A 25,890-nucleotide genomic window follows, 5' to 3' on the forward strand; every position below is an offset into this window, starting at 1 on the left:
CAGCCGTGTTAACGACCGCTAACGTGGTGGGGAACACGTTAACGACCGCTAACTCCTCCGGGGGCCCGTGACATGGAAGCACCCGTCCTCGCCAGCGCCGCGGATCCGGCGGGCGAGGCCTACCGCGCCAACGAGAAGGCGCACGCCGAGCTGTCCGCACGGCTGCGCGAGAAGCTCGCCGCGGCCGCGCTCGGCGGCGGCGAGAAGGCCCGCGCCCGGCACACCGCCCGCGGCAAGCTGCTCCCCCGCGACCGGGTGGACGGGCTGCTCGACCCCGGATCGCCCTTCCTGGAGCTCGCCCCGCTGGCCGCCGACGGGATGTACGAGGGCCAGGCCCCGGCCGCCGGCGTCGTCGCCGGGATCGGCCGGGTCTCCGGCCGCGAGGTCGTGGTCGTCACCAACGACGCCACCGTCAAGGGCGGCACCTACTACCCGATGACGGTCAAGAAGCACCTGCGCGCCCAGGAGATCGCCCTGGACAACCGGCTGCCGTGCGTCTACCTGGTGGACTCCGGCGGTGCCTTCCTGCCGAAGCAGGACGAGGTCTTCCCCGACCGCGACCACTTCGGGCGGATCTTCTTCAACCAGGCAACCCTGTCCGCGCGCGGCATCCCGCAGATCGCCGCCGTCCTCGGCTCCTGCACGGCGGGCGGCGCCTACGTCCCGGCGATGAGCGACGAGGCGGTGATCGTCCGCGGTCAGGGCACGATCTTCCTGGGCGGCCCGCCGCTGGTGAAGGCGGCCACCGGCGAGGTGGTCACGGCGGAGGAGCTCGGCGGCGGCGAGGTGCACTCGCGCACCTCCGGCGTCACCGACCACCTCGCCGAGGACGACGCCCACGCGCTGCGCATCGTGCGGAACATCGTGGCGACCCTGCCGGCCCGCGGCGAACTGCCGTGGACGGTGGCCCCCGTCGAGGAGCCCGCCGTCGACCCGGCCGGGCTCTACGGCGCGGTCCCGGTCGACTCGCGCACCCCCTACGACGTCCGCGAGGTCATCGCCCGGCTCGTCGACGGCAGCCGCTTCGCGGAGTTCAAGGCCGAGTACGGCACGACGCTGGTCACCGGCTTCGCCCGGATCCACGGCCACCCGGTGGGCATCGTCGCCAACAACGGCATCCTGTTCTCCGAATCGGCCCAGAAGGGCGCGCACTTCATCGAGCTGTGCGACCAGCGCGGCATCCCGTTGCTCTTCCTGCAGAACATCTCGGGCTTCATGGTGGGCCGCCAGTACGAGGCGGGCGGCATCGCCAAGCACGGCGCCAAGATGGTCACCGCGGTGGCCACGACCCGGGTGCCCAAGCTGACCGTGGTCATCGGCGGCTCCTACGGCGCGGGCAACTACTCGATGTGCGGCCGCGCCTATTCGCCGCGCTTCCTGTGGATGTGGCCCAACGCCAAGATCTCCGTCATGGGCGGCGAGCAGGCCGCCTCCGTGCTGGCCACCGTCAAGCGCGATCAGATCGAGGCGGCCGGCGGCGACTGGGCGGCGGAGGAAGAGGAGGGCTTCAAGGCCCCCATCCGCGCGCAGTACGAGGAGCAGGGCAACGCCTACTACGCGACGGCCCGGCTGTGGGACGACGGGGTCATCGACCCCCTGCAGACCCGCCAGGTGCTGGGGCTGGCCCTGACCGCCTGCGCCAACGCGCCGATTCCGCAACGCGATCCGCAGGCGCCGGGCTTCGGCGTCTTCCGGATGTAGGGGGAGCACCCAGATGTCAGCGATGTTCGACACCGTCCTGGTGGCCAACCGCGGCGAGATCGCCGTCCGTGTCATCCGCACCCTGCGGCGGCTCGGGATCCGTTCGGTCGCCGTCTTCAGTGACGCCGACGCCGGCGCCCGCCATGTGCACGAGGCCGACACCGCCGTGCGCATCGGCCCCGCCGCCGCCACCGAGAGCTACCTGTCCGTCGAGCGCCTGCTGGAGGCGGCCGCCCGCACCGGCGCCCAGGCCGTCCACCCGGGCTACGGCTTCCTCGCCGAGAACGCCGCCTTCGCCGGCGCCTGCGCGAAGGCCGGGCTCGCCTTCATCGGGCCGCCCGCCCGGGCCATCGAGCTCATGGGCGACAAGATCCGCGCCAAGGAGACCGTCCACGAGGCGGGCGTCCCGGTGGTGCCGGGCAGCAGCGGCAGCGGGCTCAGCGACGAGCAGCTGACGGCCGCCGCCCTGGAGATCGGCACCCCCGTGCTGCTGAAGCCCTCCGCGGGCGGCGGCGGCAAGGGCATGCGCCTGGTCCGGGACACCGCCCTGCTCGCGGAGGAGATCGCGGCCGCGCGGCGCGAGGCACGCGGCTCCTTCGGGGACGACACCCTGCTGGTGGAGCGGTGGATCGACCGTCCACGGCACATCGAGATCCAGGTGCTGGCCGACGGCCACGGCAACGTGGTGCACCTCGGCGAGCGCGAGTGCTCCCTGCAGCGCCGCCACCAGAAGGTGATCGAGGAGGCCCCCTCGGTCCTGCTGGACGAGGCGACCCGGGCCGCCATGGGAGCCGCCGCCGTGCAGGCCGCGCTGTCCTGCGGCTACGTCGGCGCGGGCACGGTGGAGTTCATCGTCCCGGGCGCCGACCCGTCCGCCTACTGCTTCATGGAGATGAACACGCGCCTGCAGGTCGAGCACCCGGTCACCGAACTGGTCACCGGCCTGGACCTGGTGGAGTGGCAGCTGCGGATCGCCGCGGGCGAGCGGCTCTCCTTCGGCCAGGAGGAGGTCGTCCTGACCGGGCACGCCGTCGAGGCCCGGATCTGCGCCGAGGTGCCCTCGCGCAACTTCCTGCCGTCGGCGGGCACGGTGCTGGCGCTTTCCGAGCCCGCGGGCGAGGGCGTGCGCGTCGACTCGGGACTCGGCTCGGGCAGCGAGATCGGCACGTCCTACGACCCCATGCTCGCCAAGGTCATCGCCCACGGCCCCGACCGGCCGACGGCGCTGCGCCGGCTGCGGGCCGCGCTCGCCGGGACGACCGTGCTGGGCCTGGAGACCAACACCGGCTTCCTGCGCCGTCTCCTGGCCCATCCCGACGTCGTCTCCGGGGAGATGGACACCGGCCTGATCGACCGGGAGCTTTCGGGCCTGGTGCCCTCCGAGGTGCCCGTCGAGGTGTACGCGGCGGCCGCGCTGCTGCGCCACGCCGCCCTGGAGCCCGCGGCGAGCGCCGGCTGGCGGGACCCGTTCTCCGTGCCGAGCGGCTGGCGGCTCGGCGGGGAGCCCGCCTGGACGGACCACTGGCTGCGGGTGCCGGGGGCCGAGGCCGTACGCGTGCGCGTCCGCGGCGGTGCCGGGGAGGCGGAGGTGCGCGTCGAGGACACCGCGCCGGTGCGGGCCCGGCTGCTCCGCGGCTCCGGGCAGCGGGTCACCGTCGAGTGGGACGGCGTCACGCACGTCTTCGAGCACGCCGGCGACTGGCTCGGCCGGGACGGCGACGGCTGGCACCTTCAGCCGTACGACCCGGTCGAGGCCGCCCTGCGCGGCGGCGCCGGCGCCGGCGGGGTGGACACCCTGGCCGCGCCCATGCCGGGCACGGTGACCGTGGTCAAGGTCGCCAAGGGCGACGAGGTCACCGCGGGCCAGAGCCTGCTCGTGGTGGAGGCGATGAAGATGGAGCACGTCATCACCGCCCCGCACGACGGCACCGTCACCGAGATCGACGTGACCCCGGGCAGCACCGTCGCCATGGACCAGGTGCTCGCCGTCGTCACCCCGCACCAGGAGGAGGCGGAATGACGGACGTCGAACGGACCCCAGGACTGCCCATGTCCGTGCCGCTGGCCGGGCTCCCGCCGCGGGTGCGCATCCACGAGGTCGGCGCACGCGACGGGCTGCAGAACGAGAAGGCCACGGTCCCCACCGAGGTCAAGGCCGAGTTCGTGCACCGCCTGGCCGGCGCCGGGCTCACCACCATCGAGGCGACCAGCTTCGTGCGCCCCGAGTGGGTGCCGCAGCTGGCCGACGCCGAGCAGCTGATGCCGCTGCTGGACGACCTGGGCGACGGGGTCCGGCTGCCCGTGCTGGTGCCCAACCGGCGCGGCCTGGAGCGCGCCCTGGCCCTGGGGGTGCGCGAGATCGCCGTCTTCGGCAGCGCCACCGAGTCCTTCGCCAAGGCCAACCTCAACCGCACCGTCGACGAGTCGCTGGAGATGTTCGCCCCGGTCGTCGCCACCGCCAAGGAGGCCGGGGCGAGGGTCCGCGGCTACCTGTCGATGTGCTTCGGCGACCCCTGGGAGGGCCCCGTGCCCGTCCCGCAGGTCGCCGCGGTGGCCCGCCGGCTCCTCGACCTGGGCTGCGACGAGCTCAGCCTCGGCGACACCATCGGCGTCGCCACCCCCGGTCACGTCGTGGCGCTGCTGGACGCCCTGGGCGGCCTGGACGTGCCCGTCGAACGGCTCGCCGTCCACTTCCACGACACCTACGGCCAGGCACTGTCCAACACCCTGGCCGCCCTCCGCCACGGCGTGACCGTCGTCGACGCCTCCGCAGGCGGCCTCGGCGGCTGCCCCTACGCCAAGAGCGCCACCGGGAACCTCGCCACCGAGGACCTGGTCTGGATGCTCGACGGCCTCGGTGTCGAGACCGGGGTCGACCTCAGCCGCCTCACCGCCACCAGCGTGTGGATGGCGGAGCAATTGGGCCGACCGAGCCCGTCCCGTACCGTCCGCGCCCTCTCCCACCAGGAGTGACCACAGCCATGACGACCGCCTACCGGCTCCCCGCCGAGTACGAGGAACTCCGCCGCACGGTGGAGGAGTTCGCGCACGACGTCGTCGCGCCCAAGATCGGCGAGTTCTACGAGCACGACGAGTTCCCCTACGAGATCGTCCGCGAGATGGGCCGCATGGGCCTGTTCGGGCTGCCCTTCCCCGAGGAGTACGGCGGCATGGGCGGCGACTACTTCGCCCTGTGCATCGCCCTGGAGGAGCTCGCCCGGGTGGACTCCTCCGTGGCGATCACCCTGGAGGCGGGGGTCTCGCTGGGCGCCATGCCGGTCTTCCGCTTCGGCACCGAGGAGCAGAAGCGCACCTGGCTGCCCCAGCTGACCGCCGGCGAGCAGCTGGGCGCCTTCGGGCTGACCGAGCCGGAGTGCGGTTCGGACGCCGGTGGCACCCGCACCACGGCCCGGCTGGACGAGGCGACCGGCGAGTGGGTGATCAACGGCACCAAGAGCTTCATCACCAACTCGGGCACCGACATCACCGCCCTGGTCACCGTGACGGCGGTCACCGGCCGCAAGGAGGACGGCCGCCCGGAGATCTCCTCGATCATCGTGCCGTCGGGCACCCCGGGCTTCACGGTGTCGAAGAAGTACAGCAAGGTCGGCTGGAACGCCTCCGACACCCGGGAGCTGTCCTTCTCCGACTGCCGCGTGCCCGCCGCCAACCTGCTGGGCGAGCGGGGCCGGGGCTACGCCCAGTTCCTGCGCATCCTGGACGAGGGCCGGATCGCCATCGCCGCGCTGGCCACCGGTCTCGCCCAGGGCTGCGTGGACGAGTCGGTCCGCTACGCCAAGGAGCGCACGGCCTTCGGGCGCCCGATCGGCGGCAACCAGGCGATCTCCTTCAAGCTCGCCGACATGGAGACGCGCGCCCACACCGCCCGGCTGGCCTGGCGGGACGCGGCGTCCCGGCTGGTGGCCGGCGAGCCCTTCAAGAAGGAGGCGGCGATGGCCAAGCTCTACTCCTCGGAGATCGCGGTCACCAACGCCCGCGAGGCCACCCAGGTGCACGGCGGCTACGGCTTCATGAACGAGTACCCGGTCGCCCGCATGTGGCGGGACTCCAAGATCCTGGAGATCGGTGAGGGCACCAGTGAGGTGCAGCGCATGCTGATCGCGCGCGAGCTCGGCCTTCCGGCGTAGTTCCACCCCCCTCCCTGCCCGATATCGGGCAGAAATCTTGCGATCAGCCTCCTCCGTCCCTCAGTATCGACCGGTGCTCGAACGCCGGACGACCCACGACGACCTCGTCGACCACCTGGTGCGGACCACGCCGCTGCAACGCGGTGAGGCCGCCCGGGTGGTCCTCGACGTCCTGGCGTACTTCGACGAGCCCGCCGAGGACTACGTGCGGCGCCGCCACCGCGAGCTGCAGGCCAAGGGTCTGCAGAACACGGAGATCTTCGAGCGGATCACGGCCGAGCTGCCGCACCGGGCGGTCACCCCGCCCGCGTACTCACTGCGGCAGCTGCGCCGCATCGTCTACGGCTGACAGGGAGACCGGGCCGCCTCGTGCGACCGGGAGGGACGGAAACATGTGTGGAATCGTCGGCTACATCGGGAAGCGTGACGTGGCCCCGCTGCTGCTGGAGGGCCTGCAGCGGCTGGAGTACCGCGGATACGACTCCGCGGGCATCGTGATCTCCGGCCGGTCCGGCGGACTCAAGGCCGTCAAGGCCAAGGGCCGGGTGCGCGAGCTGGAGGCCCGGGTCCCCAAGCGCTTCGCCGGCACCACCGGCATAGCCCACACCCGCTGGGCCACCCACGGCGCCCCCAGCGACGAGAACGCCCACCCGCACCTCGACACCGAGGGCAAGGTCGCCGTCGTCCACAACGGCATCGTCGACAACGCCGACGAACTGCGCGCCAAGCTGATCGCGGACGGCGTGGTCTTCGCCTCCGAGACCGACACCGAGGTCATCACCCACCTCGTCGCCCGCTCCCAGGCCGCCTCCCTGGAGGAGAAGGTTCGCGAGGCGCTGAAGGTCGTCGAGGGCACCTACGGCATCGCCGTGATGCACGCCGACTTCCCCGACCGGATCGTCGTGGCCCGCAACGGCTCGCCGGTCGTCCTCGGCATCGGCGAGAAGGAGATGTTCGTCGCCTCCGACGTCGCCGCGCTGATCTCCCACACCCGCCAGGTCGTCACCCTCGACGACGGCGAGATGGCCACCCTGAAGGCCGACGACTTCCGCACGTACACGACCTCGGGCACCCGCACCACCGCCACCCCGGAGACCGTGGAGTGGGAGGCCGCCTCCTACGACATGGGCGGTCACGACACGTACATGCACAAGGAGGTCTGCGAGCAGCCCGACGCGGTCGACCGTGTGCTGCGCGGCCGGATCGACGACAAGTTCTCCACCGTGCACCTGGGCGGCCTGAACCTCGACGCCCGCGAGGCCCGCGGCATCCGCCGTGTGAAGATCCTCGGCTGCGGCACCTCGTACCACGCCGGAATGATCGGGGCCTCGCTGATCGAGGGCCTGGCCCGCATCCCGGCCGACTCCGAGCCGGCCTCCGAGTTCCGCTACCGCAACCCGGTCGTGGACCCCGACACGCTCTACATCGCCGTCTCGCAGTCCGGTGAGACCTACGACGTGCTGGCGGCGGTCCAGGAGCTCAAGCGCAAGGGCGCCCGCGTCCTCGGCGTGGTGAACGTGGTGGGCTCCGCCATCGCCCGGGAGACCGACGGCGGCGTGTACGTGCACGCCGGCCCGGAGGTCTGCGTCGTCTCCACCAAGTGCTTCACCAACACCGTCGTCGCCTTCGCGCTGCTCGCCCTGCACCTCGGCCGCATCCGCGACCTGTCGGTGGCCGACGGCAAGCGGATCATCGAGGGCCTGCGCAGGCTGCCCGCGCAGATCCAGGAGATCCTCGCGCAGGAGGAGGACATCAAGAAGCTGGCGGCCGAGTACGCGGACGCCAGGTCGATGATGTTCATCGGCCGGGTGCGCGGCTACCCGGTGGCGCTGGAGGCCTCGCTGAAGCTGAAGGAGATCTCCTACATCCACGCCGAGGCGTACCCGGCCTCCGAGCTCAAGCACGGGCCGCTGGCCCTGATCGAGCCCGCGATGCCGACCGTGGCGATCGTCCCGGACGACTCGCTGCTGGAGAAGAACCGCGCCGCGATGGAGGAGATCAAGGCCCGCAGCGGACGGATCCTGGCGGTCGCGCACCAGGAGCAGGAGAAGGCCGACCACACCATCGTCGTCCCGAAGAACGAGGACGAGCTCGACGCGATCCTCATGGGCATCCCGCTCCAGCTGCTGGCGTACCACACGGCGCTGGCCCTGGGCCGGGACATCGACAAGCCGCGCAACCTGGCGAAGTCCGTGACGGTCGAGTAGCCGGCGGCCCCGGTCACGACGAGGCCCCCGCGCCGTTGCCCGGCGCGGGGGCCTCGTCCTCGTTCCCGAGGGTCAGGCCGCGTGCCCGCGGCGCGGCACGGACAGCCGCCAGCCGTCGGCGAGGGCGCGCCGGCCCCACGCGGCGTTGGTGAGCAGTGCGGTCCCGCCGTACCAGGCGACCGCCCCGGCCGCGAGGGCGACCCAGCCGGCCACCTTGCCGAGGCCGCCGTTGGAGGCGAGTGCGGCGACACCGGACAGGGCCGTGGCGACGGTCAGCAGCCCGAAGACCGCCTGCGCCACCCCGCCCATCTGCCAGGCGGCCATCGTGAGGCTGAGCGCCAGCAGCGCCCACAGGAGCATGAAGAGCCCGGCGGCCTCCTTGCTCGCACTCGCACCGGACCCCGCCGACCAGGTCACCCAGAAGGCGCCCAGTGAGGCGAAGGCGGTGCCGGTGAAGCCGTTGCCGCCGTAGAACTCCCACATGCCGGCGACGAATTGCGTCACGCCGCCGACGACGAGTGCGAGCCGGGCGGCGTCCGCCGTCGCGGTGTTGTCGAATACGCCGGTGCTGAGCAGCCCGTAGGCGATCAGCGTCAGGCCGAGTGTCAGATATCCCAGAGCCGTCGCGCCGGCTCCTGCGGTGCGTGCCGTGGAGACGTCGTTGTCCACCGCGGGCCCCCTTCGGGTACGAGGGAAGAAACTGCAGATGAGATACCCTTCACAAGGGCACAAGCAATCCCGCGGAGACCTGATTCAGGGCGTCGTGCACCGAATCGTTATGGAATGACCACGACAGGCCGCTGCGCGCGGCGGGCGAGGCGCCCGGCGACCGACCCGAAGATCTTGCCGATGATCCCGTGCGTCCCACCCACCACGATGGCGTCGGCCTCGTACTCCCGGCCGACCTCCTCCAGCTCGTGACAGATGTCGCCGCCGCGCTCGACCAGGATCCACGGCACCTCCGACAGATGGTCGGCGCAGGCGAGTTCCAGGCCGAGCACCTCGGTGCGGTGGTCGGGGACGTCGACGAAGACGGGCGGCTCGCAGCCCGCCCACACGGTCGCCGGGAGCCGGTTGGCGACGTGCACGATGATCAGCGCGGAACCGGACCGGCGGGCCATGCCGATGGCGTACGCGAGGGCCCGTTCACTCGACACGGAGCCGTCGAAACCGACGACCACGCCGTGCCGGAACGCGGGATCACAGGAAGTGCGCGGCTCGCAGTCCGCCTCGGGCACCGCCGCCGATTCGGCGAGCGGCTTTCCTTCGGCGGGCTCGGGGAGCTCGTAACCGGCCATGATGCGGTTTCTCGGCAAGGTCGGCGCCGGGGGCGCCGAGTGGGCGGACAACAACAGTGCGGGGGCCGCGGGACCGGCCTGATTTCGACCGGTAAGGGGCTGCCCTTCCCGCTGACTCCAGAGTACGGCGACTGTGGGCCCCTGCACAGATGCGCAGTCGCCCTCACAGCGTCCCCCTACCCCGGAGTTTCCAGGAGAATGCCGGAGCGGGCGGCGGAGCGCAACGCCCGGTCGCCAATCGGACAAGTCACCCCGCGCGCGGCCCTCTCCCACTGTCCGCCTCCGGCCATATCCGGAATCGTCCTCCCCGCCCCACGAGGCGGAGGGGGCGCACTCGTTCCCCGGCCACACAGGGGGCGTACGACGGAGCGCTGACCAGGGGCGCGTACAGGACTTCCCATCATTTTCGGCCAACTTCCCATCCTGGGACGGGACTTGGGATCATGTGCCACAACCCCCGCCACCACCAGGGCGGAAGCGGAATGAGGGGGCGCACGGGCGTTGTGCGCCGGTTCCCCTCCCGGAAGGCACACTTCACGAGGAGAACGCTTCGTGATCGAATGCTTCACGCCACGTGGTCATGTCGACATACCGGCAGGTGGTGAACTTGCCACTGCGGGTACAGCGGAACGAGTAGATTCGATCTTGAGCGACAACGGCGGGGGACCCGTGCAGGACCGAGAGGACCAGACGACCGAGGGGGGCTTGAGCTCCATGACACAGGAGTCCAGGACCGGCACCATGGCGGAGATCCAGTCGGCCGCCGGCACGTCCACCGCACCGTCCGCGTCGACGGGTACGGCGCACGTCCCGTACGTCCCGGGAGCGTCCGGCGCCCCGGTGAGCACCTCCGTTCCGTCCGGCCCGTCCGCCACCGCCCAACAGGGGCGCGGACCGCGCAAGTTGTCGGCACGGCGCCGTCAGGAGGTGGTCGCCGTCCTGCTGTTCAGCGGCGGGCCCATCTTCGAGAGCTCCATCCCGCTCTCCGTGTTCGGCATCGACCGCCAGGACGCGGGCGTTCCGCGCTACCGGCTGCTGGTCTGCGCCGGCGAGGACGGCCCCCTGCGCACCACCGGAGGGCTGGAGTTGTCCGCCCCGTACGGCCTGGAGGCACTGTCGCGGGCCGGCACGGTCGTCGTGCCCGCCTGGCGCTCGATCTCGCAGCCGCCGCCCGCCGAGGCGCTGGACGCGCTGCGCCGCGCCCACGAGGAGGGCGCCCGCATCATCGGGCTGTGCACCGGTGCCTTCGTGCTCGCCGCCGCGGGGCTGCTGGACGGCCGCCCGGCCACCACGCACTGGATGTACGCGCCGACCCTCGCCAAGCGCTACCCGTCCGTCCACGTCGACCCGCGCGAGCTGTTCGTCGACGACGGCGACGTCCTCACCAGCGCCGGCACCGCCGCCGGCATCGACCTGTGCCTGCACGTCGTGCGCAGCGACCACGGCGGCGAGGCCGCCAACGCGCTCGCCCGCCGGCTGGTCGTACCGCCGCGCCGCGGCGACTGGGGCGGCCAGCCCCGGCACCTCGACCGCTCTTTACCCGAGGAGATCGGCGGCGATCCGCTCGCCGAGGTCGTCGCCTGGGCCCTGGAGCACCTGCACGAGCAGTTCGACGTGGAGACCCTGGCCGCCCGCGCCTACATGAGCCGCCGCACCTTCGACCGCCGTTTCCGCACCCTGACCGGCAGCGCGCCCCTGCAGTGGCTGATCACCCAGCGCGTCCTGCAGGCCCAGCGGTTGCTGGAGACCTCCGACTACTCCGTGGACGAGGTCGCCGCACGCTGCGGTTTCCGCTCGCCCGTCGCGCTGCGCGGGCACTTCCGCCGCCAGCTCGGCTCCTCCCCCGCCTCGTACCGGGCCGCCTACCGCGCCCGGCGCCCGCAGGACGATCCGGACCCCGCCGCGCTCGGCGCCACCCGTGAACCGCGCGGGGCCGAGGCGGCCGGCGGCCCGGTTCCGGTCCCCCGCCGCAGCCCCGTGCCCACCGCGGACCGCGGCAACGGCGGGGTGCTGCAGATCCCGGGGCAGAACGGTCCCGGCACCGGCCCGGGCACGCCCAAGACCGAGGGCGAACCGCCCTACGCGGCGCGCATCCCGGAGCAGCCCGGCAGTCGCTTCGACCCGCGCGAGCCGCACGGCAGCCGGCGTCCGCGGGGCGACCGGGACGGCCGTGACGGGCGCAGTCGCAGCGCGACTATGCCTGCTCCGCGGGATCGCCCCGTAGGGTGAGACGTATGAACGACCGGATGGTGTGGATCGACTGCGAGATGACCGGGCTCTCCCTGGCCCAGGACGCTCTGATCGAGGTGGCGGCGCTCGTCACCGACTCGGAGCTCAACGTGCTCGGCGAGGGGGTGGACATCGTCATCCGTCCGCCGGGCGAGGCCCTGGAGAGCATGCCGGAGATCGTCCGCACGATGCACACCGCCTCCGGGCTGCTCGACGAGCTCGACGGCGGGGTGACGCTGGAGGAGGCGGAGAAGCTCGTCCTGGACTACGTGCGCCAGTACGTGACCGAGCCCCGCAAGGCGCCGCTGTGCGGCAACTCGGTCTCCACCGACCGCGGCTTCCTCGCCCGGGACATGCCGGCCCTCGAGCAGCACCTGCACTACCGCATCGTCGACGTCTCCTCCGTCAAGGAGCTGGCCCGGCGCTGGTACCCGCGCGCCTACTTCGCGAGCCCCGAGAAGAACGGCCACCACCGCGCGCTCGCCGACATCCGGGAGTCCATCGCGGAGCTGCGCTACTACCGCGAGGCGGTCTTCGTGCCGCAGCCGGGACCCGACACGGACACCGCGCGTTCGATCGCCGCGAAGTACGTCCTGCCTGCGGAAACGGTGGAGTGAGCGACCCACGGGAAACGTGGCAGCGAGCACCCCGCCGGACCCTGTACACTTTTTCTCGGCCGGTGCGGAGCAGTGACAAGCGCCGGTCGTGGTGGGTGTAGCTCAGCTGGTAGAGCACCTGGTTGTGGTCCAGGATGTCGCGGGTTCGAGTCCCGTCACTCACCCTGTCGACTGAGGGCCGGTCCGTGGAAACGGACCGGCCCTCAGTCGTGTGCGGACCTGCTCGCGGGCCCGGCCCCGGCGGTGGCCCGCCGGTCGCGGCGGCCGGGACCACGGGGCCGGGACCACGCGGCCCCGGCCGGGCGGGTCAGCCGGCGACGGCCTCGGCGGCGGCGAGCGCCGGCTGCCAGGGGTACTCGGGCCCGGGCCCGGCGTCGCCGAGCAGCAGCGTGACCCCGGCGGCACGCAGGGTCTCCAGCGAACGCTCGTACTGCGGGTGCTGCATGAGCCCGGCGTTCACGGAGGGCATCGCCACCGTCGGGACGCGCTTGCCGAGGCCCTCGGCGAGGACCCCGGTCACGAAGGTCCCCGTGAGGCCCAGCGCCCATCCGTTGATCGTGTTGAAGGTGGCCGGGGCCACCAGGATCACGTCGGCCGGGGGCCAGACCTCGGGCAGGCCGGGCAGCGGGTACTCGTGGCGTACGGGGCGGCCGGTCAGCGCGGCCAGCCCGTCCAGGCTCGGCTCCAACCAGCGGGCCGCCGTGGGCGTCAGCCCGAGGCACACGTCCCAGCCGCGCACCTGCGCGTCCTCGATGACCCGCGCGACGTCGAAGACGGGCGGGGCGGCACCGGCGAAGAGGTAGAGGGTCCGAGTCATGCGGCCCACCCAATCGCGGGAAGTGGATCTTACGCAACCGTATGCGGGACCGGACGCCCGGCGGCCCTCACGGGGCCCAGTGGTACTTGCCCCCGCCGAGCCAGCGCACGACCTGCGGGTCGTCGAAGTCGACGTGCTCCCGCCCGGCGTCGTGGGCGATGCGGACGACGTCGAGCAGGTCGTGGGCGATGCCGACGGGCTGCCCGTCGATCTGCACGATGCGGAAGGGCGGGTCACCGGCCTGGACGGGGGACACGACGATCAGGGTGCTCACCTGTCCAGCTTGCGGCACCCCGGCACGCGCCGCACCCGCCGCGCCGCGCGCCCGAAGTGGCCCCGCCGGGCGGCGGGCGAATGGCCCTCGGCAGGCCCGTCCCCGCGCTCGTAGCGTGGGGGGCATGAGCACCGACTCCTCCCGTACGGCCCTTGCCTCCCGTACCGCCCTCGCCTCCCGTCTGCGCGCCCTGCACGTGCCGGGCGACCCGCTGGTCCTGCCGAACGTCTGGGACTGCGCCTCCGCGCTCGCCGTGGCCGACGCGGGCTTCCCCGCGGTCGCCACCGGGAGCGCCGCCATGGCGCGCGTCCTGGGGTACCAGGACCGGGAGGGCACCCCCGCGGAGGAGATGCTCGCCGCGGTGGCCCGCATCGCCCGGGCCGTCCCCGTGCCGGTGACCGCCGACTTGGAACGGGGCTACGGGATGGCGCCCGCGGAGCTGGCGGAGCGGCTGTCCGCGACCGGCGCCGTGGGCTGCAACCTGGAGGACACCGACCACCGCACGGGCCTCCTGGCCGACGCCGGGGAGCAGGCGGAGTACATCGCCGCCCTGCGCGCGGCGGACCCCGAGCTGGTGATCAACGCCCGGACGGACTGCTTCCTGCGCCGCGACGCCGACCCCGCGCGGCGCCTGGCGGAGGCGGTGGAGCGGGCACGGGCGTACCTGGCGGCCGGCGCGGACTGCGTCTACCCGATCGGGGCGCTGGACGAGCAGTCCGTGGCGGCCGTCGTCGAGGCCGTGGACGGCCGTCCGGTCAACGTGCTGTCCCGGCCCGGCGGGCCCTCACGGGCCCGTCTGGCGGAGCTGGGGGTGGCCAGGATCAGCTTCGGTCATCAGCTCCACCAGCTGGTCCAGGGGTACTTCGCCGGGCTCCTGGCGGCGGTCGCACGCGGGGACAGCCCGTTCACGCAGGGCTGACGGGTCGTCAGTCGTCCGTGCGCGGCGGCGACTCGTCGTTGCCGCGCCGGATCGTGCGCAACGGGCCGCCGGGCCGCCACACCTGCAGGACGAGGTCGGGGTCCTCGACGTAGGTGCGTACGACCTCGGCGATCTCGGCGCGGAAGAGGTGGAAGGGCCCCTCGGGCACCGTCACCTCGCCGGTGAAGCGGGCGATCACCGCCGGGTCGGTGACCTCGACGGCGCGCCCGGAGATCCGCACGTCGCCGCCGTCCATGGAGGTGTCCGGGCCGGGGTTGACGTGGAGCGCGAAGCGCGGGTCGCGCCGCAGGTCGAGGGCCTTGCGGGAGCGGGGCATCATGCCGAGCCACAGCTCGCCCAACCGGAACTCGGCCTCGATGCCGCTGAGCCGGGGAGCGCCGTCGGCGCGGAGGGTGCCGAGGACGTGGTGCTTGTAGCCGCCGAATCGGGTGCGCACGGCCTCGGCGAGGCCGGGCTGCGCTTCCTCTAGGTCTGTCCAGCTGGTCGTCATGCCGCCATGCTGCCCGGCATACCCGACATCCTCTGTCGGCATTGCCGGGGCGGGATCACTCCTCGCCCGGGAGGCGGCGGGCCGGGGCGTCGCCCTGGCCCTGGCGCGCCGCCTGCCAGATCCCGCGCAGGCGGTCCAGCTCGGCCAGTTCGGCACGCGACCAGGTGCGCCGGCCCGCGACGTACCGCCGTATGGCCTCATTGGCGGCTTCGACGGATCGGCGGTCCAGAACAACGGTCGGTGGCATGCCTTGATTTTAGGAGAGGGGTGTGACAAAGAGCCCTGGTTGACGGCCTCGTGGGGCCATGTCACACCGTGAGCCTCCTCACGTGACGGGGCTCACTCCCTCCGGTCCGCGCCGGCTCCCTGGTCGCGCGCGTCCTGTGCCGCTACGGTCTGCCGGGACCGGTGGGAGCGCGCCCACGCCCCTGACCGGCGCCTCTCCCGCCACGGGGCAGGCGGCACGAAGCCGGGCGGGTGTGCGGTTCCGGGTCCGCGCGCCCGCCCTCCGCAGCGCGCGACGGCGGTACGGCCGGGAAGGCCGCGCGGCGGTCAGGCCGCGCATCGGTCCCGCCGCGCTGTCAGGCCGCGCTGTCGGGCCGCGCGGTCAGGCCGACTCGCGGCGCACGAGCTCCGTCGACAGCACCACCTGCCGGCGGGTGGCGGTGCTCGCCGCGATCTCCTCCAGCAGCACCCGCGCCATGGTGCGGCCCATCTCCTCGATCGGCTGCCGCACGCTGGTGAGCGGCGGGTCGGTGTGGCGGGCGATGGCCGAGTCGTCGAAGCCGATCAGCGCCACGTCGTCGGGCACGCGCCGCCCCTTCTCCCGCAGCACCTGCAGCGCGCCGCTGGCCATCACGTCGGAGGCCGCGAAAACCGCGTCGACGTCCGGCCGGCGCTCCAGCAGCGCCCGCATCGCGGCACGCCCGCCCTCCTCGGTGAAGTCGCCGGCCGCGACCAGCGCGTGGTCGTGGGCCAGCCCGGCACCCTCCACCGCCTGGCGGTAGCCGTCGAGGCGGGAGCGGGCGACGTACATGTCCAGGGGCCCGGTGATGGTGGCCACCGCCTTGCGCCCGCGCCCCAGCAGGTGGGCGACGGCCGAACGGGCACCGCCGACGTTGTCGGAGTCGACGTACGACACCGACTCCAGGTCGGAGCGGCGGCCGCTCAGCACCGTCGGCATCTCCAGCTGCTCCAGCAGGTCGGGCAGCGGGTCGTCCTCGTGCACCGAGACCAGCAGGACGCCGTCGACCCGGTGCGCGCCGAGGTACTGGGCGAAGCGCTGCCGTTCCTTGGGCGTCCGCAGCAGCGTGAGCAGCAGCTGCATGTCGGTGTCGGCGAGCTCGGCGCCGACGCCCCGGATGATGTCGGAGAAGTACGGCTCGGCGAAGAGCCTGGTCTCCGCCTCCGGGATGACCAGGGCGATCGCGTCCGTCCGGTTGCCCGCCAGGGCGCGCGCCGCGCGGTTGGGGACGTAGCCGAGCTCGGCGATGGCGGCCTCGACCGCGGTCTTGGCGCGGTCGCTCACCCGGGGCGATCCGTTGATCACCCGGGAGACCGTGCCGCGGCCCACTCCGGCACGCGCGGCGACCTCCTCAAGCGTCGGCCTGCCGCTGCGCCGTCCGCCGATCACCATTGCGGCCTCCCAATCACGAGGTGGTAACTGCGCCAACTTAGAGCGTCTGCTCCCTTGACACCTCATCGGGGAACGGAGACTCTTCAACACATCACGTATGGGAGCGCTCCCACACTATCGAACACGTACACTTCCCGCACGTACCCGGAGGACCCGAATGCGCACGACAAGGAAGTCGTCCCGGCCACGAGGCCGTACCGCGGCCGTCGCGATAACCGCGGTGGCAGCGCTGGGAGTGAGCCTGCTCGCCGGCTGCTCCAAGGACAGCGACGAGCCGGCCAAGGCCGGTGGCTCGGAGGGTGACGGCAAGGGCAAGATCACCCTCACGGTCGGCACCTTCGGTGTCTTCGGCTACAAGCAGGCCGGTCTGTACGAGGAGTACGAGAAGGCGCATCCGAACATCACGATCAAGGAGAACGTGATCGAGCGGAACGACGCCTACTACCCGCAGCTGCTGACCCACCTCGCCGCCGGCAGCGGCCTGAGCGACATCCAGGCCATCGAGGTCGGCAACATCAACGAGGTCGTCACCACCCAGGCGGCGAAGTTCGAGGACCTCTCCAAGGCCGAGGGCGTCGACAAGTCGAACTACCTCGACTGGAAGTGGGCACAGGCCAGCACCTCCGACGGCAAGACCGTCGCGCTCGGCACCGATATCGGCCCGATGGCCATCTGCTACCGCACCGACCTGTTCAAGGCGGCCGGTCTGCCCACCGACCGCGAAGAGGTCGGCAAGCTGTGGGCCGGTGACTGGAGCAAGTACCTGGACGCGGGCAAGACCTACACCGAGCACGCGCCCAAGAACACCACGTTCCTGGACTCGTCCGCCGGTCTCTACCAGGCGATCAGCAACTCCGCCTCCGAGCGCTACTACGACAGCAGCGGCAAGGTCATCTACAAGACCAGCCCCTCCGTGAAGGAGGCCTGGAACCTGGCCATGGAGGCCACCACCGGCAAGATGACCGCCAAGCTGAAGCTGTTCGACAAGGCCTGGGACCAGGGCTTCGCCAACGGCCGCTTCGCCTCGCTCCCCTGCCCGTCGTGGATGCTCGGCTACATCCAGGAGAAGGCCGGCGACGCGGGCAAGGGCAAGTGGGACGTCGCCGCCGCGCCGAAGCCCGCCAACTGGGGCGGCTCCTTCGTGGGCGTGCCCTCGGCCGGCAAGAACAAGGCAGAGGCCGTGAAGCTGGCCGCGTGGCTGACCGCCCCCGCCCAGCAGGCCAAGGTCTTCGCCAAGCAGGCGAGCTTCCCGAGCGCCCCGGGCGCCTATGACCTGCCCGAGGTCAAGGACGCCAAGCACGAGTACTTCAACAACGCGCCGATCGGCCAGATCTTCGCCGACGCGGCCAAGAGCATCCCGACCCTGGTGATCGGCCCGAAGGACCAGCAGATCTACACGGCCATCACCGACGTCGGCATCCTGCAGGTCGAGCAGCAGGGCAAGACCCCTGCTCAGGGCTGGGCGGCTGCCGAGAAGGAAATCGACAACGCACTGGACCAGTGACCCGCATGGCTTCGGAGACCTCCGACATGACCGCAGTGACCGCGCCCCCCTCCGAGGGGGGCGCGGCCCCGCGCGGCGGCTCCGGCCGTCCGCGCGACGCACGTGACGAGCGACGCGGCCGCTGGCGCAGCCGCCGCTACCGGTGGGACGTCAAGGCGATGCCGTACGCCTTCGTCTCGCCCTTCTTCCTGTTCTTCGCCGCCTTCGGCCTCTTCCCGCTGATCTACACGGGCTGGTCCTCCTTCTACCGGGTGGAGCTGACCAACCTCGACGCGCGCGAGTTCGTCGGCTTCCACAACTACACCCGTCTGCTGGAGGACGAGTTCTTCTGGAACGCCCTGAAGAACACGTTCACCATCGGTGTGATCTCGACCGTCCCGCAGCTGCTGATCGCGCTGGGCCTGGCCCACCTGCTCAACTACAAGCTGCGCGGCTCGACCTTCTTCCGGGTCGCGATGCTCACCCCGTACGCCACCTCGGTCGCCGCCGCGACGCTGGTCTTCACGCTGATGTTCGGCACCGACTACGGCATGATCAACTGGGGCCTCGAGCACCTCGGGTTCAGCAACCACATCGACTGGCGGGCGGGCACCTGGTCCTCGCAGATCGCGGTCTCGTCGATCGTGATCTGGCGATGGACCGGTTACAACACCTTGATCTACCTGGCCGCGATGCAGGCCGTACCGCACGACCTGTACGAGTCCGCCGCGCTGGACGGCGCCTCGCGCTGGCAGCAGTTCCGCCACGTGACGATCCCGATGCTGCGGCCGACGATCCTCTTCACGATCGTGGTCTCGACGATCGGTGCCACCCAGCTCTTCGGCGAACCGTTCCTCTTCGGCGGCCCCGGCGGCGAGAAGGGCGGCTCCTCCCACCAGTTCCAGACGCTGGGCCTGTACCTGTACGAGCAGGGCTGGACGAACTACCACCTCGGGCGGGCCTCGGCCATCGCCTGGGCGATGTTCCTGCTCCTGCTGCTGATCGCCGCCGTCAACGGGCTGGTCGCCCGCTGGCTGCGCAAGAACCACGAGGGGTGACGACGATGGCCACCATCTCGACCAACCCGGCGGATCAGGCGGCCGGCGCGGCGGACGCGCCCCGCAAGGCCAAGCGCCGCACCCCCGGGGCGCCCAAGGCCGGACGGCAGTTGCACGCGGGCCCGTTCACCTACATCGTGCTGATCGTCTTCACCGCGATATCGCTCTTCCCCCTGGTGTGGACCGCGATCGCCGCCTCCCGGACGAACTCGCGGCTGGCGCAGACCCCGCCGCCGTTCTGGTTCGGCTCGAACCTCTTCAGCAACCTGCAGACCGCGTGGACCGAGGCCAACCTCAGCACGGCGCTGCTGAACACGACCATCGTCGCGGGCAGCATCACCATCGGCACGGTGCTGTTCTCCACGATCGCCGGCTTCGCCTTCGCCAAGCTGCGGTTCAAGATGAAGAACTTCCTGCTGATGCTGACCATCGGCACCATGATGGTGCCGCCGCAGCTGAGCGTGGTGCCGCTGTTCCTGTGGATCGCGGACCTCGACTGGACGAACCACCTCCAGGCGGTCGTCCTGCCGACCTTCGTCAGCGCCTTCGGTGTCTTCTTCATGCGGCAGTACCTCTCCCAGGCGCTGCCCACCGAGATCATCGAGGCCGCCCGCGTCGACGGCGCCAGCAGCCTGCGGATCGTCTGGCACGTGGTCTTCCCGGCCGCCCGGCCCGCGATGGCGGTCCTGGGCATGCTGACCTTCGTCGCGGCCTGGAACGACTTCTTCTGGCCGATCATCGCGCTGACCCAGGAGAACCCGACCGTGCAGGTCGCGCTCACCAGCCTCGGCCGCGGCTACATCCCCGACGAGTCCGTCATCATGGCCGGCGCGCTGCTCGGCACGCTCCCGCTGCTGCTGGTCTTCGTGATCTTCGGCAAGCAGATCGTCGGCGGCATCATGCAGGGCGCGGTCAAGGGCTGAGCCCTCCCCCGGCCGCGGCCGCGCCCCTCCCCCCTTACTCCTCTTGTTCACTCGTTCCGATGGGAGCGCTCCCGTATGACAGCGTCCGACATCCGTCCCGCAGCGAGCGGCACCGCCGCAGCCGGCGGCCACCAGTTCCCGCCCGGCTTCCTGTGGGGTGCGGCCACCGCCGCGTACCAGATCGAGGGCGGCGCTGCCGAGGACGGGCGCACCCCGTCGATCTGGGACACCTTCAGCCACACCCCCGGCAAGGTCTTCGAGGGCCACACCGGCGACGTCGCCGCCGACCACTACCACCGGTTCCGCGACGACGTGCGCCTCATGGCCGACCTCGGCCTGAGCGCCTACCGGTTCTCCGTCTCCTGGTCCCGCGTCCAGCCCACCGGCCGCGGGCCGGCGGTGGAACGCGGCCTCGACTTCTACCGCGCGCTCACCGACGAGCTGCTGGAGCACGGCATCCAGCCCGCCGTCACCCTCTACCACTGGGACCTGCCGCAGGAGCTCGAGGACGCCGGCGGCTGGCCCGCCCGCGACACCGCGGAGCGCTTCGGCGAGTACGCGCGGATCGTCGCCGAGGCGCTCGGCGACCGCGTCCAGCTGTGGACCACCCTCAACGAGCCCTGGTGCAGCGCCTTCCTCGGCTACGGCTCCGGCGTCCACGCCCCGGGCCGCACCGACCCGGTCGCCGCCCTGCGCGCCGCCCACCACCTCAACCTCGGCCACGGCCGCGCCGCCGAGGCGCTGCGCTCGGTCCTCCCGGCCCGCGCCCAGCTCGGCATCACCCTCAACCTGCACCAGGTCCGCGCGCTCACCGGCTCCGCCGGCGACGTGGACGCCGCCCGCCGCATCGACGCCGTCGGCAACCGGGTCTTCACCGGCCCGCTGCTCAAGGGCGCGTACCCGCGGGACCTGCTCGAGGACACCCGCGGCCTGACCGACTGGTCCTTCGTCCAGGACGGCGACCTCGCCGCGATCAAGCGCCACCCGCTGGACGTGCTCGGCATCAACTACTACACGCCCACCCTGGTGTCGGACGGCGCCTCCGTCGACGGGCCGCGCAGCGACGGCCACGGCTCCAGCGCGTTCTCGCCCTGGCCGGGCGCGGACGACGTCGCCTTCCACCAGCCCCCGGGCGAGCGGACGGCGATGGGCTGGTCCGTCGACCCAACGGGCCTGTACGACCTGCTGATGCGGATGAACCGCGAGTTCCCCGACCTCCCGCTGCTCATCACCGAGAACGGCGCGGCCTACGAGGACTCCGTGGGCCCCGACGGCGCGGTGCACGACCCCGAGCGGGTGGAGTACCTGCGCGTCCACCTCGAGGCGGTCCACCGCGCCATGCGCGACGGCGCCGACGTCCGGGGCTACTTCCTGTGGTCCCTGATGGACAACTTCGAGTGGGCGTACGGGTACAGCAAGCGCTTCGGCGCGGTCTGGGTCGACTACGAGACGCAGGAGCGCATCCCGAAGTCCAGCGCCCACTGGTACGCGGGCGTCGCCCGCAACGGCGCGCTCCCCGACGCGCTCCCCGACGCGGCGGAGGCCGACGCCTCGTCGTGACGCGCGACGGGACGCGGCGCGCTACTTGGAGGGGAGCGCCGCGTCCCGTCCCACGTCGCGGAGGAACTCCGTCCAGGCCGCGGGGGTGAAGGACAGGGAGGGCCCGTCCGGGTCCTTGCTGTCGCGCACGTGCACGCGGTGGGGGGTGGTGGCGACCTCGACGCAGTTGCCTCCCTGGTCGTCGCTGTAGCTGGACGTGAACCACACCAGCCGGGTCCTCATATGGCCTCCGCCAGCTCGCCGATGAACCGCGCCGACTCCTCGACGCCGAGGGCCTGCATGCGGATGATTCCATGACGTTGCGACAACCGGCGACCTTCGTCGGGTCGGTGTAGAGAGCGCTCGTCTCCTGCGCCTCCACGTAGGCGAGGTGTTCGTGCTCCTCCGTCTCCAGGAGCACCAACGACCCGCTGAGCGCCGGATACGCGACACGGTCGGCAGGCAGCACCTGGATGGAGACGTTGCGCAGTGAGCCCGCGGTCAGCAGACCCTGCAACTGCCGCTTCATCACCTCCGGGCCACCGACGCTCGTCCTCAGGGCCGCCTCGTAGAGCACGAAGCCGAACAGCGCCGCGGGCTTCCGCCGCAGCTTCTCCTGCCGCTCCAGCCGCGCCGCGACCCGTTCCTCGATCGTCTCGTCGTCGAGCGGCGGACAGCTGTTGCCCATCAGCGCACGGGCATACGCCTCGGTCTGCAACAGCCCGGGCACGAGCAGGGGCTCGTACCCGTACAGCGCGATCGCCTCGGATTCAGCCTGCATGAACTCGCGCGTGCGCTCGGGGAACCGCTCCGGTTTCAGGAACTCCTGCGCTGCGGTGAGCTTCCCTCCCGCCCCGCAGAGCTGGTCCGCTACCTGGAGCAGTCGAGTGGTGGGCCGGCGGCGGCCCTGCTCCATGGACTTCACCGTCTCGTAGCCGTACGCCGCCTCACGGGCCAACTGCTCACGCGTGACGCCCGCTTGCTCACGCCAGAGTTTGACCTGGTTGCCGCAGTACCGCCACGCCATCGGCGGCTGGGTCACCTCGCCGGCCATCCGCACCCACCCCCGTACTCTCCGTGGTCACCAGACTACGGAAGGGCAGTGTCAGCCGCGCCCGAAGCTGTGGAAGCGGCCGATAGCCGTGAAGCCGCGGCGGCCGTACCAGTGCCGGGGCCAGTCGTCCTCGTCGGCGACGAGGAAGCGGGTGGGGCACCCGGCGTCGACGGCCTGGCGCAACGCCGTGGACAGGACGGCGTCGGCGTAGCCGCGGCCGAGGTGGGTCTCGGCGGTGATGAGGTCCTCGACCTGGGCGGTGCCGGACGCGGGGTCGATGTAGAGGTCCGCCCAGGAGGCGACGTCGCCCTCGGGCGTCCGCGCGCCGATGAAGCGGACGACGTCCGCGCCGCGGTGGCGGGCCTCACGGCGGTCGACGAGCTGGCGGACGGCCTCGTCGTCGGCCTCCGGGAGGAAGCCGCGCCAGCGCCGGGCGAGGGGTTCGCGGAAGGCGTCGAGGTCCACCTCCTCCGCGGGACCGCCGTCCGGCACCGGGCCGGTGTGCAGCATGACGAGCTCGGCGGAGTGGTGGTAGCCGGCACGGATCAGGGGCCCGGCGCAGGCGGTGCCCGCCGCGTCGTCCAGGACGGTGATCGCGCGGTGCTTCAGGTGGCCCAGCGCCTCGTCGGCGAGGGCCGGCAGCGCCTCGGGGTCCACGGCCCCGTCCACGACCACGTGGTTGTTGCCGTGCGAGTACGCGTAGGCGTCGTCGAGGACGGCGAAGGCGCCGGGGAGGTCGACGGTGCGCGCGGCCTGGCGGCGGGCGAAGGCGGCGACGAAGGCGCGGATCCCCCGCAGTTCCGGTCCGGTCATGGGGGCAGCCTAGGGGGGGCGCCAGGGTCGCGGGCCATGGCGGCGCAACTGCTGAGAGCCGACGGCTGGGAGGTGGACCGGTCGTCGGCCGGTTTGGGAGGTCCGGTTCCTCCCTTCGGCGCGAAGGGGGCGTCGACGACTGGTGGCGCGAGCCCGAGCGCGACGCTGGCGTGCTCAGGCGCACGTCCGATACACAGCCCGTCATTCCCACGACAGTTGAGGAACTGATACCTCTTACGTAGCGTCAATTTCTCTGCTGCAGTCAAGAAGAGACACGGGGGTGTCCGCGGTGGGTGTCGTACTGCCCGACGAGCTGGCGTACGTGCTCGACCTGATCGGCATCGCGTGGCCGAACGTCGACGAGGACGACTACCGCGAGATGGCCACGTCGCTGCGGGACTTCGCGGACGACATGGACGGCGGCGCCATGGACGCCCACACCGCCGTGCAGGAGCTGCTGGGCGCGAACGCGGGCGCCGCGATGGACGCCTTCGAGGCGCACTGGGGCAAGGTCAAGGGCACGCATCTGGCCAATCTCGCCGAGGCCGCGCGGATGGGGGCGACGGCGCTCGACGGGGTGGCGATCGCGATCGAGGTCGCCAAGGTCGCGGCGATCGTCCAACTCGGCATCCTGGCAGCGGAGATCGTCGCGACCATCGCCTCCGCGCCCTTCACGCTGGGGCTGTCGAGCTTCGCCGGGGCCGCCGCGACACAGGCGACCCGGATGATCGTGAAGAAGATCTTCCGCGAGGTCATCAACCAGGTCGTGGACCAGCTGATGTCCATCGCCACCGCCCCGATCTACGCCGCCCTGGAGTCGATGGCCGCCGACCTGATCATCCAGGTCGGTTCCAACGCCCTCGGCCTGCAGAAGGGCGTCGACCTCGGCCGGACCGCCGACGCCGGCAAGGAGGGCTTCGGCGAGGGCGTCGACGGCGCCAAGAAGCAGGCCGACAGCTTCACCCTCGCCAGCGCCGGAGGCAGCGGTGGTGGCGGTGGCGGTGGCGGGGGCGGGGGCGGCGGTGGCGGGGGCACTCACTTCCAGAGCGACGGGGAAAGCTTCGACCGGATCGACACCCAGCTCGACGGCATCACCGGCTCCCTGCACGGCAAGTCGAAGGGTCACATAGGCCGGGCCCGCGACGCCAAGAACCGCACCGGCGGCCGCGGCGAGATCGCCGGGCACATCATGCCGATCGCCACGAAGATCGTGGACGGCATCGGCGAGGCGGCCGAGAAGGCCGTGGGCCATGTGCGCAACGACATGCGCAAGGGCCTGAAGCAGATGCACCAGAACCACCGCGACAACGACGACAGCATCGCGACCGAGCTGCAGCAACTGCAGAAGACGGGCAGGGGCAAGCCGGTCTACGTGCTGGAGTCGGACGGACAGATACGGCGCCTGGACGACCAGGGCAAACTCGTCGACCTCACGGACGACGACAAGAAGTCCGGCATCACCCGGCTCCTCCAGGACCGCGACGGGAACCCCACGGACCGGACGAGCATCCCGCAGCCCGGCAAGCGGACCGTGGGCCAGCTGCCCGGCGGCAAGCCCGCCAAGAAGAAGGAGTCCACCGAGGTCCCGCTGTCGTCCACTCCCCTCGCGGACGCCACCCGCAGGGCACGCCACGCGAAGGGCCACTACGGGACGTACGACAAGCCGGGCACGAAGGACGAGACCTTCACCAGCAACAACTTCGCCGCCGCCCACTACCGCGACGAGGCGAACGACCACGAGTTCGTGCTGGTCGCCTACAGCGATCGCCCCTACCACTCGGAGAAACGCCTGGCGACACCGTTCATGGACAGGGGGATGGATGGAAACGTCACGCACATGTACACGGAGCGGGAGCCGTGTTACGACAAGTCGCCCACCTGCGCCTACTGGCTTGAGGGGTACATGCCGCACGTCGGGGTCAGCCACAGCGTGGAGTACGGGGACGCCGCGTCCCAGGTGAAGGGCAACGCGATCATGAAGGACTACCTCGACGACCTCCGGGCGGGCCGCCGGTAGGATCGGCAGCCCGTGACCGACCGCCCGCACCCATGACGCGCAGGAGAGGGGATCATGCCACCGACGGTGACACGCGCCCTGCTGGAGTCCGTCTTCGCTCCCGGTGAACTGGTCACCCTGGACGACCCGGCGATGTCCCTGATCACCCACGAGCCCTCGCGCGCGTTCCTGCGGAACATCGGCCTGCCCCTCCAGGAGAGCGGCCTGTTCGTGCTGGACCCGGACTTCCCGACGCACATGACGACCATCCACGATTGGCACCTGGGCGACGACGCCCCTCCGGGCGCGGCGGGCTTCCTGTACGTGGCCCAGCTGCACTACGACCACGTGGTCCTGGACGGGGCGTCCGGGAGGGTCTGGGCACTGCCCGAGGCGGAGCCGGAGGTGTTCCCCCTCCACGAGGACCTGCATTCGCTCGCGTACTTCCTCTGCGCCGCCGAACGCGAACGCCCCGCCTACGACCCGCAGTTCCCGGACGCCGCCGTGCGGGCGGCGCGTTGGGACCCGCGGGGGGCGGCGGACCGGCTCCTCGCAGAACTGCGTCCGCTGGAGCCCATGGCGTTCGGACACGAGAACAGCCCGTGGTCCCTGTTCCTCCAGGACGCCTCGAAGGGTTTCGACGGCGTGGCCGGCTAGGGCGGCGCCG

The 25,890-nt window shown here is 71.8% G+C and carries 24 protein-coding genes, 1 tRNA gene and 1 pseudogene; 16 read left to right on the top strand and 10 right to left on the bottom strand.

Annotated features, from left to right (window positions below):
- Positions 1–72: 72 nt before the first annotated feature.
- The 6 genes from ACFZAU_RS22675 to glmS all read left to right on the top strand — a co-directional run bounded on the left by ACFZAU_RS22675 (position 73) and on the right by glmS (position 8,056).
- Positions 73–1,701: a carboxyl transferase domain-containing protein gene (locus ACFZAU_RS22675; RefSeq protein WP_500553694.1), complete on the top strand. Its 1,629-nt coding sequence runs from the start codon at positions 73–75 to the stop codon at positions 1,699–1,701.
- Between the two features lie 22 nt (positions 1,702–1,723).
- Positions 1,724–3,721 carry an acetyl/propionyl/methylcrotonyl-CoA carboxylase subunit alpha gene (locus tag ACFZAU_RS22680; RefSeq protein ID WP_500553821.1) on the top strand — a complete coding sequence of 666 codons (1,998 nt, stop codon included), beginning with the start codon at positions 1,724–1,726 and terminating at the stop codon, positions 3,719–3,721.
- A complete protein-coding gene (locus ACFZAU_RS22685) occupies positions 3,718–4,674 on the top strand; it encodes a hydroxymethylglutaryl-CoA lyase (RefSeq protein ID WP_500553695.1) in 957 nt (318 codons plus the stop codon). The genes ACFZAU_RS22680 and ACFZAU_RS22685 overlap by 4 nt, the downstream gene beginning before the upstream one ends.
- A gap of 8 nt (positions 4,675–4,682) precedes the next feature.
- The gene (locus ACFZAU_RS22690) at positions 4,683–5,849 is read left to right on the top strand and encodes an acyl-CoA dehydrogenase family protein (RefSeq protein WP_500553696.1); all 1,167 of its coding nucleotides are present in this window, start codon (positions 4,683–4,685) and stop codon (positions 5,847–5,849) included.
- Positions 5,850–5,922: 73 nt separating this feature from the next.
- Positions 5,923–6,198: a hypothetical protein gene (locus tag ACFZAU_RS22695; protein WP_500553697.1), complete on the top strand. Its 276-nt coding sequence runs from the start codon at positions 5,923–5,925 to the stop codon at positions 6,196–6,198.
- A 43-nt stretch (positions 6,199–6,241) separates the two neighbouring features.
- A complete protein-coding gene (gene glmS, locus ACFZAU_RS22700; protein ID WP_499599143.1) occupies positions 6,242–8,056 on the top strand; it encodes a glutamine--fructose-6-phosphate transaminase (isomerizing) in 1,815 nt (604 codons plus the stop codon).
- Between the two features lie 72 nt (positions 8,057–8,128).
- Here glmS and ACFZAU_RS22705 read toward each other — a convergent pair whose 3' ends face one another.
- Both ACFZAU_RS22705 and ACFZAU_RS22710 read right to left on the bottom strand, forming a co-directional pair.
- Complete coding sequence (locus ACFZAU_RS22705) at positions 8,129–8,725, bottom strand: acetate uptake transporter (RefSeq protein ID WP_499599144.1); 597 nt, start codon at positions 8,723–8,725, stop codon at positions 8,129–8,131.
- Positions 8,726–8,832: 107 nt separating this feature from the next.
- Complete coding sequence (locus ACFZAU_RS22710) at positions 8,833–9,354, bottom strand: universal stress protein (RefSeq protein WP_499599145.1); 522 nt, start codon at positions 9,352–9,354, stop codon at positions 8,833–8,835.
- A gap of 840 nt (positions 9,355–10,194) precedes the next feature.
- On the opposite strand from ACFZAU_RS22710, the gene ACFZAU_RS22715 reads away from it, so the two are divergent.
- The 3 genes from ACFZAU_RS22715 to ACFZAU_RS22725 all read left to right on the top strand — a co-directional run bounded on the left by ACFZAU_RS22715 (position 10,195) and on the right by ACFZAU_RS22725 (position 12,364).
- Positions 10,195–11,583 carry a helix-turn-helix domain-containing protein gene (locus ACFZAU_RS22715; protein ID WP_500553822.1) on the top strand — a complete coding sequence of 463 codons (1,389 nt, stop codon included), beginning with the start codon at positions 10,195–10,197 and terminating at the stop codon, positions 11,581–11,583.
- Between the two features lie 5 nt (positions 11,584–11,588).
- Entirely contained in the window at positions 11,589–12,200 is a 612-nt protein-coding gene (gene orn / locus ACFZAU_RS22720) for an oligoribonuclease (RefSeq protein WP_500553698.1), read from the top strand.
- A gap of 91 nt (positions 12,201–12,291) precedes the next feature.
- Positions 12,292–12,364: transfer RNA gene (locus ACFZAU_RS22725), tRNA-His, on the top strand.
- Positions 12,365–12,507: 143 nt separating this feature from the next.
- On the opposite strand, the gene ACFZAU_RS22730 is transcribed toward ACFZAU_RS22725, so the two are convergent.
- Together ACFZAU_RS22730 and ACFZAU_RS22735 are read right to left on the bottom strand one after the other, a co-directional pair.
- Positions 12,508–13,017, bottom strand: a complete 510-nt coding sequence (locus ACFZAU_RS22730) for a flavoprotein (RefSeq protein ID WP_499599151.1) — start codon at positions 13,015–13,017, stop codon at positions 12,508–12,510.
- A gap of 67 nt (positions 13,018–13,084) precedes the next feature.
- Positions 13,085–13,291: a hypothetical protein gene (locus tag ACFZAU_RS22735; RefSeq protein WP_499599153.1), complete on the bottom strand. Its 207-nt coding sequence runs from the start codon at positions 13,289–13,291 to the stop codon at positions 13,085–13,087.
- A gap of 124 nt (positions 13,292–13,415) precedes the next feature.
- On the opposite strand from ACFZAU_RS22735, the gene ACFZAU_RS22740 reads away from it, so the two are divergent.
- Entirely contained in the window at positions 13,416–14,210 is a 795-nt protein-coding gene (locus ACFZAU_RS22740) for an isocitrate lyase/PEP mutase family protein (RefSeq protein WP_500553699.1), read from the top strand.
- A gap of 7 nt (positions 14,211–14,217) precedes the next feature.
- Here the strand turns inward: ACFZAU_RS22740 and ACFZAU_RS22745 are convergent, their stop codons facing one another.
- From ACFZAU_RS22745 to ACFZAU_RS22755, 3 genes are all read right to left on the bottom strand, one after another.
- Entirely contained in the window at positions 14,218–14,721 is a 504-nt protein-coding gene (locus ACFZAU_RS22745) for a pyridoxamine 5'-phosphate oxidase family protein (protein ID WP_500553700.1), read from the bottom strand.
- Between the two features lie 55 nt (positions 14,722–14,776).
- Positions 14,777–14,968, bottom strand: coding sequence for a hypothetical protein (locus ACFZAU_RS22750; protein WP_499599158.1), 192 nt, complete (start codon positions 14,966–14,968; stop codon positions 14,777–14,779).
- 360 nt (positions 14,969–15,328) lie between these two features.
- Positions 15,329–16,357, bottom strand: a complete 1,029-nt coding sequence (locus ACFZAU_RS22755; protein WP_499599160.1) for a LacI family DNA-binding transcriptional regulator — start codon at positions 16,355–16,357, stop codon at positions 15,329–15,331.
- A gap of 157 nt (positions 16,358–16,514) precedes the next feature.
- Here ACFZAU_RS22755 and ACFZAU_RS22760 point away from each other — a divergent pair, with 157 nt between their 5' ends.
- From ACFZAU_RS22760 to ACFZAU_RS22775, 4 genes are all read left to right on the top strand, one after another.
- Positions 16,515–17,861 carry an ABC transporter substrate-binding protein gene (locus tag ACFZAU_RS22760; RefSeq protein ID WP_499599162.1) on the top strand — a complete coding sequence of 449 codons (1,347 nt, stop codon included), beginning with the start codon at positions 16,515–16,517 and terminating at the stop codon, positions 17,859–17,861.
- A 5-nt stretch (positions 17,862–17,866) separates the two neighbouring features.
- Positions 17,867–18,898 (top strand): carbohydrate ABC transporter permease, encoded by a 1,032-nt coding sequence (locus ACFZAU_RS22765; RefSeq protein WP_499599164.1) that lies wholly within the window; start codon positions 17,867–17,869, stop codon positions 18,896–18,898.
- A 5-nt stretch (positions 18,899–18,903) separates the two neighbouring features.
- On the top strand, positions 18,904–19,821 hold the full coding sequence (locus ACFZAU_RS22770; protein ID WP_500553701.1) for a carbohydrate ABC transporter permease: 918 nt from the start codon (positions 18,904–18,906) through the stop codon (positions 19,819–19,821).
- Positions 19,822–19,896: 75 nt separating this feature from the next.
- Positions 19,897–21,381 carry a GH1 family beta-glucosidase gene (locus tag ACFZAU_RS22775; protein WP_500553702.1) on the top strand — a complete coding sequence of 495 codons (1,485 nt, stop codon included), beginning with the start codon at positions 19,897–19,899 and terminating at the stop codon, positions 21,379–21,381.
- Between the two features lie 21 nt (positions 21,382–21,402).
- Here ACFZAU_RS22775 and ACFZAU_RS22780 read toward each other — a convergent pair whose 3' ends face one another.
- The 3 genes and pseudogenes from ACFZAU_RS22780 to ACFZAU_RS22790 form a co-directional block, all read right to left on the bottom strand.
- Positions 21,403–21,603, bottom strand: coding sequence for a DUF397 domain-containing protein (locus tag ACFZAU_RS22780; RefSeq protein ID WP_500553703.1), 201 nt, complete (start codon positions 21,601–21,603; stop codon positions 21,403–21,405).
- Positions 21,600–22,414: pseudogene (locus ACFZAU_RS22785) on the bottom strand (Scr1 family TA system antitoxin-like transcriptional regulator). Before ACFZAU_RS22785 ends, ACFZAU_RS22780 begins: the two are co-directional and overlap by 4 nt.
- A gap of 51 nt (positions 22,415–22,465) precedes the next feature.
- Positions 22,466–23,227 (bottom strand): GNAT family N-acetyltransferase, encoded by a 762-nt coding sequence (locus ACFZAU_RS22790; RefSeq protein ID WP_500553704.1) that lies wholly within the window; start codon positions 23,225–23,227, stop codon positions 22,466–22,468.
- A 289-nt stretch (positions 23,228–23,516) separates the two neighbouring features.
- On the opposite strand from ACFZAU_RS22790, the gene ACFZAU_RS22795 reads away from it, so the two are divergent.
- Positions 23,517–25,244 carry a WXG100-like domain-containing protein gene (locus ACFZAU_RS22795; protein ID WP_500553705.1) on the top strand — a complete coding sequence of 576 codons (1,728 nt, stop codon included), beginning with the start codon at positions 23,517–23,519 and terminating at the stop codon, positions 25,242–25,244.
- 54 nt (positions 25,245–25,298) lie between these two features.
- Complete coding sequence (locus ACFZAU_RS22800) at positions 25,299–25,880, top strand: SUKH-4 family immunity protein (protein WP_500461457.1); 582 nt, start codon at positions 25,299–25,301, stop codon at positions 25,878–25,880.
- The last annotated feature ends 10 nt before the right edge of the window (positions 25,881–25,890 follow it).

The sequence above is a fragment of the Streptomyces sp. NPDC008238 genome (assembly GCF_042956445.1).
Taxonomy (GTDB): Bacteria; Actinomycetota; Actinomycetes; order Streptomycetales; family Streptomycetaceae; genus Actinacidiphila.

What these genes read in the sequence shown, in the direction of transcription:
- ACFZAU_RS22770 (WP_500553701.1), top strand. Translation starts at nt 18,904, where the DNA reads ATGGCCACCATCTCGACCAACCCGGCGGATCAGGCGGCCGGCGCGGCG.
- ACFZAU_RS22710 (WP_499599145.1), bottom strand. Translation starts at nt 9,354, where the DNA reads ATGGCCGGTTACGAGCTCCCCGAGCCCGCCGAAGGAAAGCCGCTCGCC.
- ACFZAU_RS22780 (WP_500553703.1), bottom strand. Translation starts at nt 21,603, where the DNA reads ATGAGGACCCGGCTGGTGTGGTTCACGTCCAGCTACAGCGACGACCAG.
- ACFZAU_RS22730 (WP_499599151.1), bottom strand. Translation starts at nt 13,017, where the DNA reads ATGACTCGGACCCTCTACCTCTTCGCCGGTGCCGCCCCGCCCGTCTTC.
- ACFZAU_RS22675 (WP_500553694.1), top strand. Translation starts at nt 73, where the DNA reads ATGGAAGCACCCGTCCTCGCCAGCGCCGCGGATCCGGCGGGCGAGGCC.
- ACFZAU_RS22775 (WP_500553702.1), top strand. Translation starts at nt 19,897, where the DNA reads ATGACAGCGTCCGACATCCGTCCCGCAGCGAGCGGCACCGCCGCAGCC.
- ACFZAU_RS22740 (WP_500553699.1), top strand. Translation starts at nt 13,416, where the DNA reads ATGAGCACCGACTCCTCCCGTACGGCCCTTGCCTCCCGTACCGCCCTC.
- ACFZAU_RS22680 (WP_500553821.1), top strand. Translation starts at nt 1,724, where the DNA reads ATGTTCGACACCGTCCTGGTGGCCAACCGCGGCGAGATCGCCGTCCGT.
- orn (WP_500553698.1), top strand. Translation starts at nt 11,589, where the DNA reads ATGAACGACCGGATGGTGTGGATCGACTGCGAGATGACCGGGCTCTCC.
- ACFZAU_RS22690 (WP_500553696.1), top strand. Translation starts at nt 4,683, where the DNA reads ATGACGACCGCCTACCGGCTCCCCGCCGAGTACGAGGAACTCCGCCGC.
- ACFZAU_RS22745 (WP_500553700.1), bottom strand. Translation starts at nt 14,721, where the DNA reads ATGACGACCAGCTGGACAGACCTAGAGGAAGCGCAGCCCGGCCTCGCC.
- ACFZAU_RS22755 (WP_499599160.1), bottom strand. Translation starts at nt 16,357, where the DNA reads ATGGTGATCGGCGGACGGCGCAGCGGCAGGCCGACGCTTGAGGAGGTC.
- ACFZAU_RS22760 (WP_499599162.1), top strand. Translation starts at nt 16,515, where the DNA reads ATGCGCACGACAAGGAAGTCGTCCCGGCCACGAGGCCGTACCGCGGCC.
- ACFZAU_RS22750 (WP_499599158.1), bottom strand. Translation starts at nt 14,968, where the DNA reads ATGCCACCGACCGTTGTTCTGGACCGCCGATCCGTCGAAGCCGCCAAT.
- glmS (WP_499599143.1), top strand. Translation starts at nt 6,242, where the DNA reads ATGTGTGGAATCGTCGGCTACATCGGGAAGCGTGACGTGGCCCCGCTG.
- ACFZAU_RS22800 (WP_500461457.1), top strand. Translation starts at nt 25,299, where the DNA reads ATGCCACCGACGGTGACACGCGCCCTGCTGGAGTCCGTCTTCGCTCCC.
- ACFZAU_RS22685 (WP_500553695.1), top strand. Translation starts at nt 3,718, where the DNA reads ATGACGGACGTCGAACGGACCCCAGGACTGCCCATGTCCGTGCCGCTG.
- ACFZAU_RS22765 (WP_499599164.1), top strand. Translation starts at nt 17,867, where the DNA reads ATGGCTTCGGAGACCTCCGACATGACCGCAGTGACCGCGCCCCCCTCC.
- ACFZAU_RS22790 (WP_500553704.1), bottom strand. Translation starts at nt 23,227, where the DNA reads ATGACCGGACCGGAACTGCGGGGGATCCGCGCCTTCGTCGCCGCCTTC.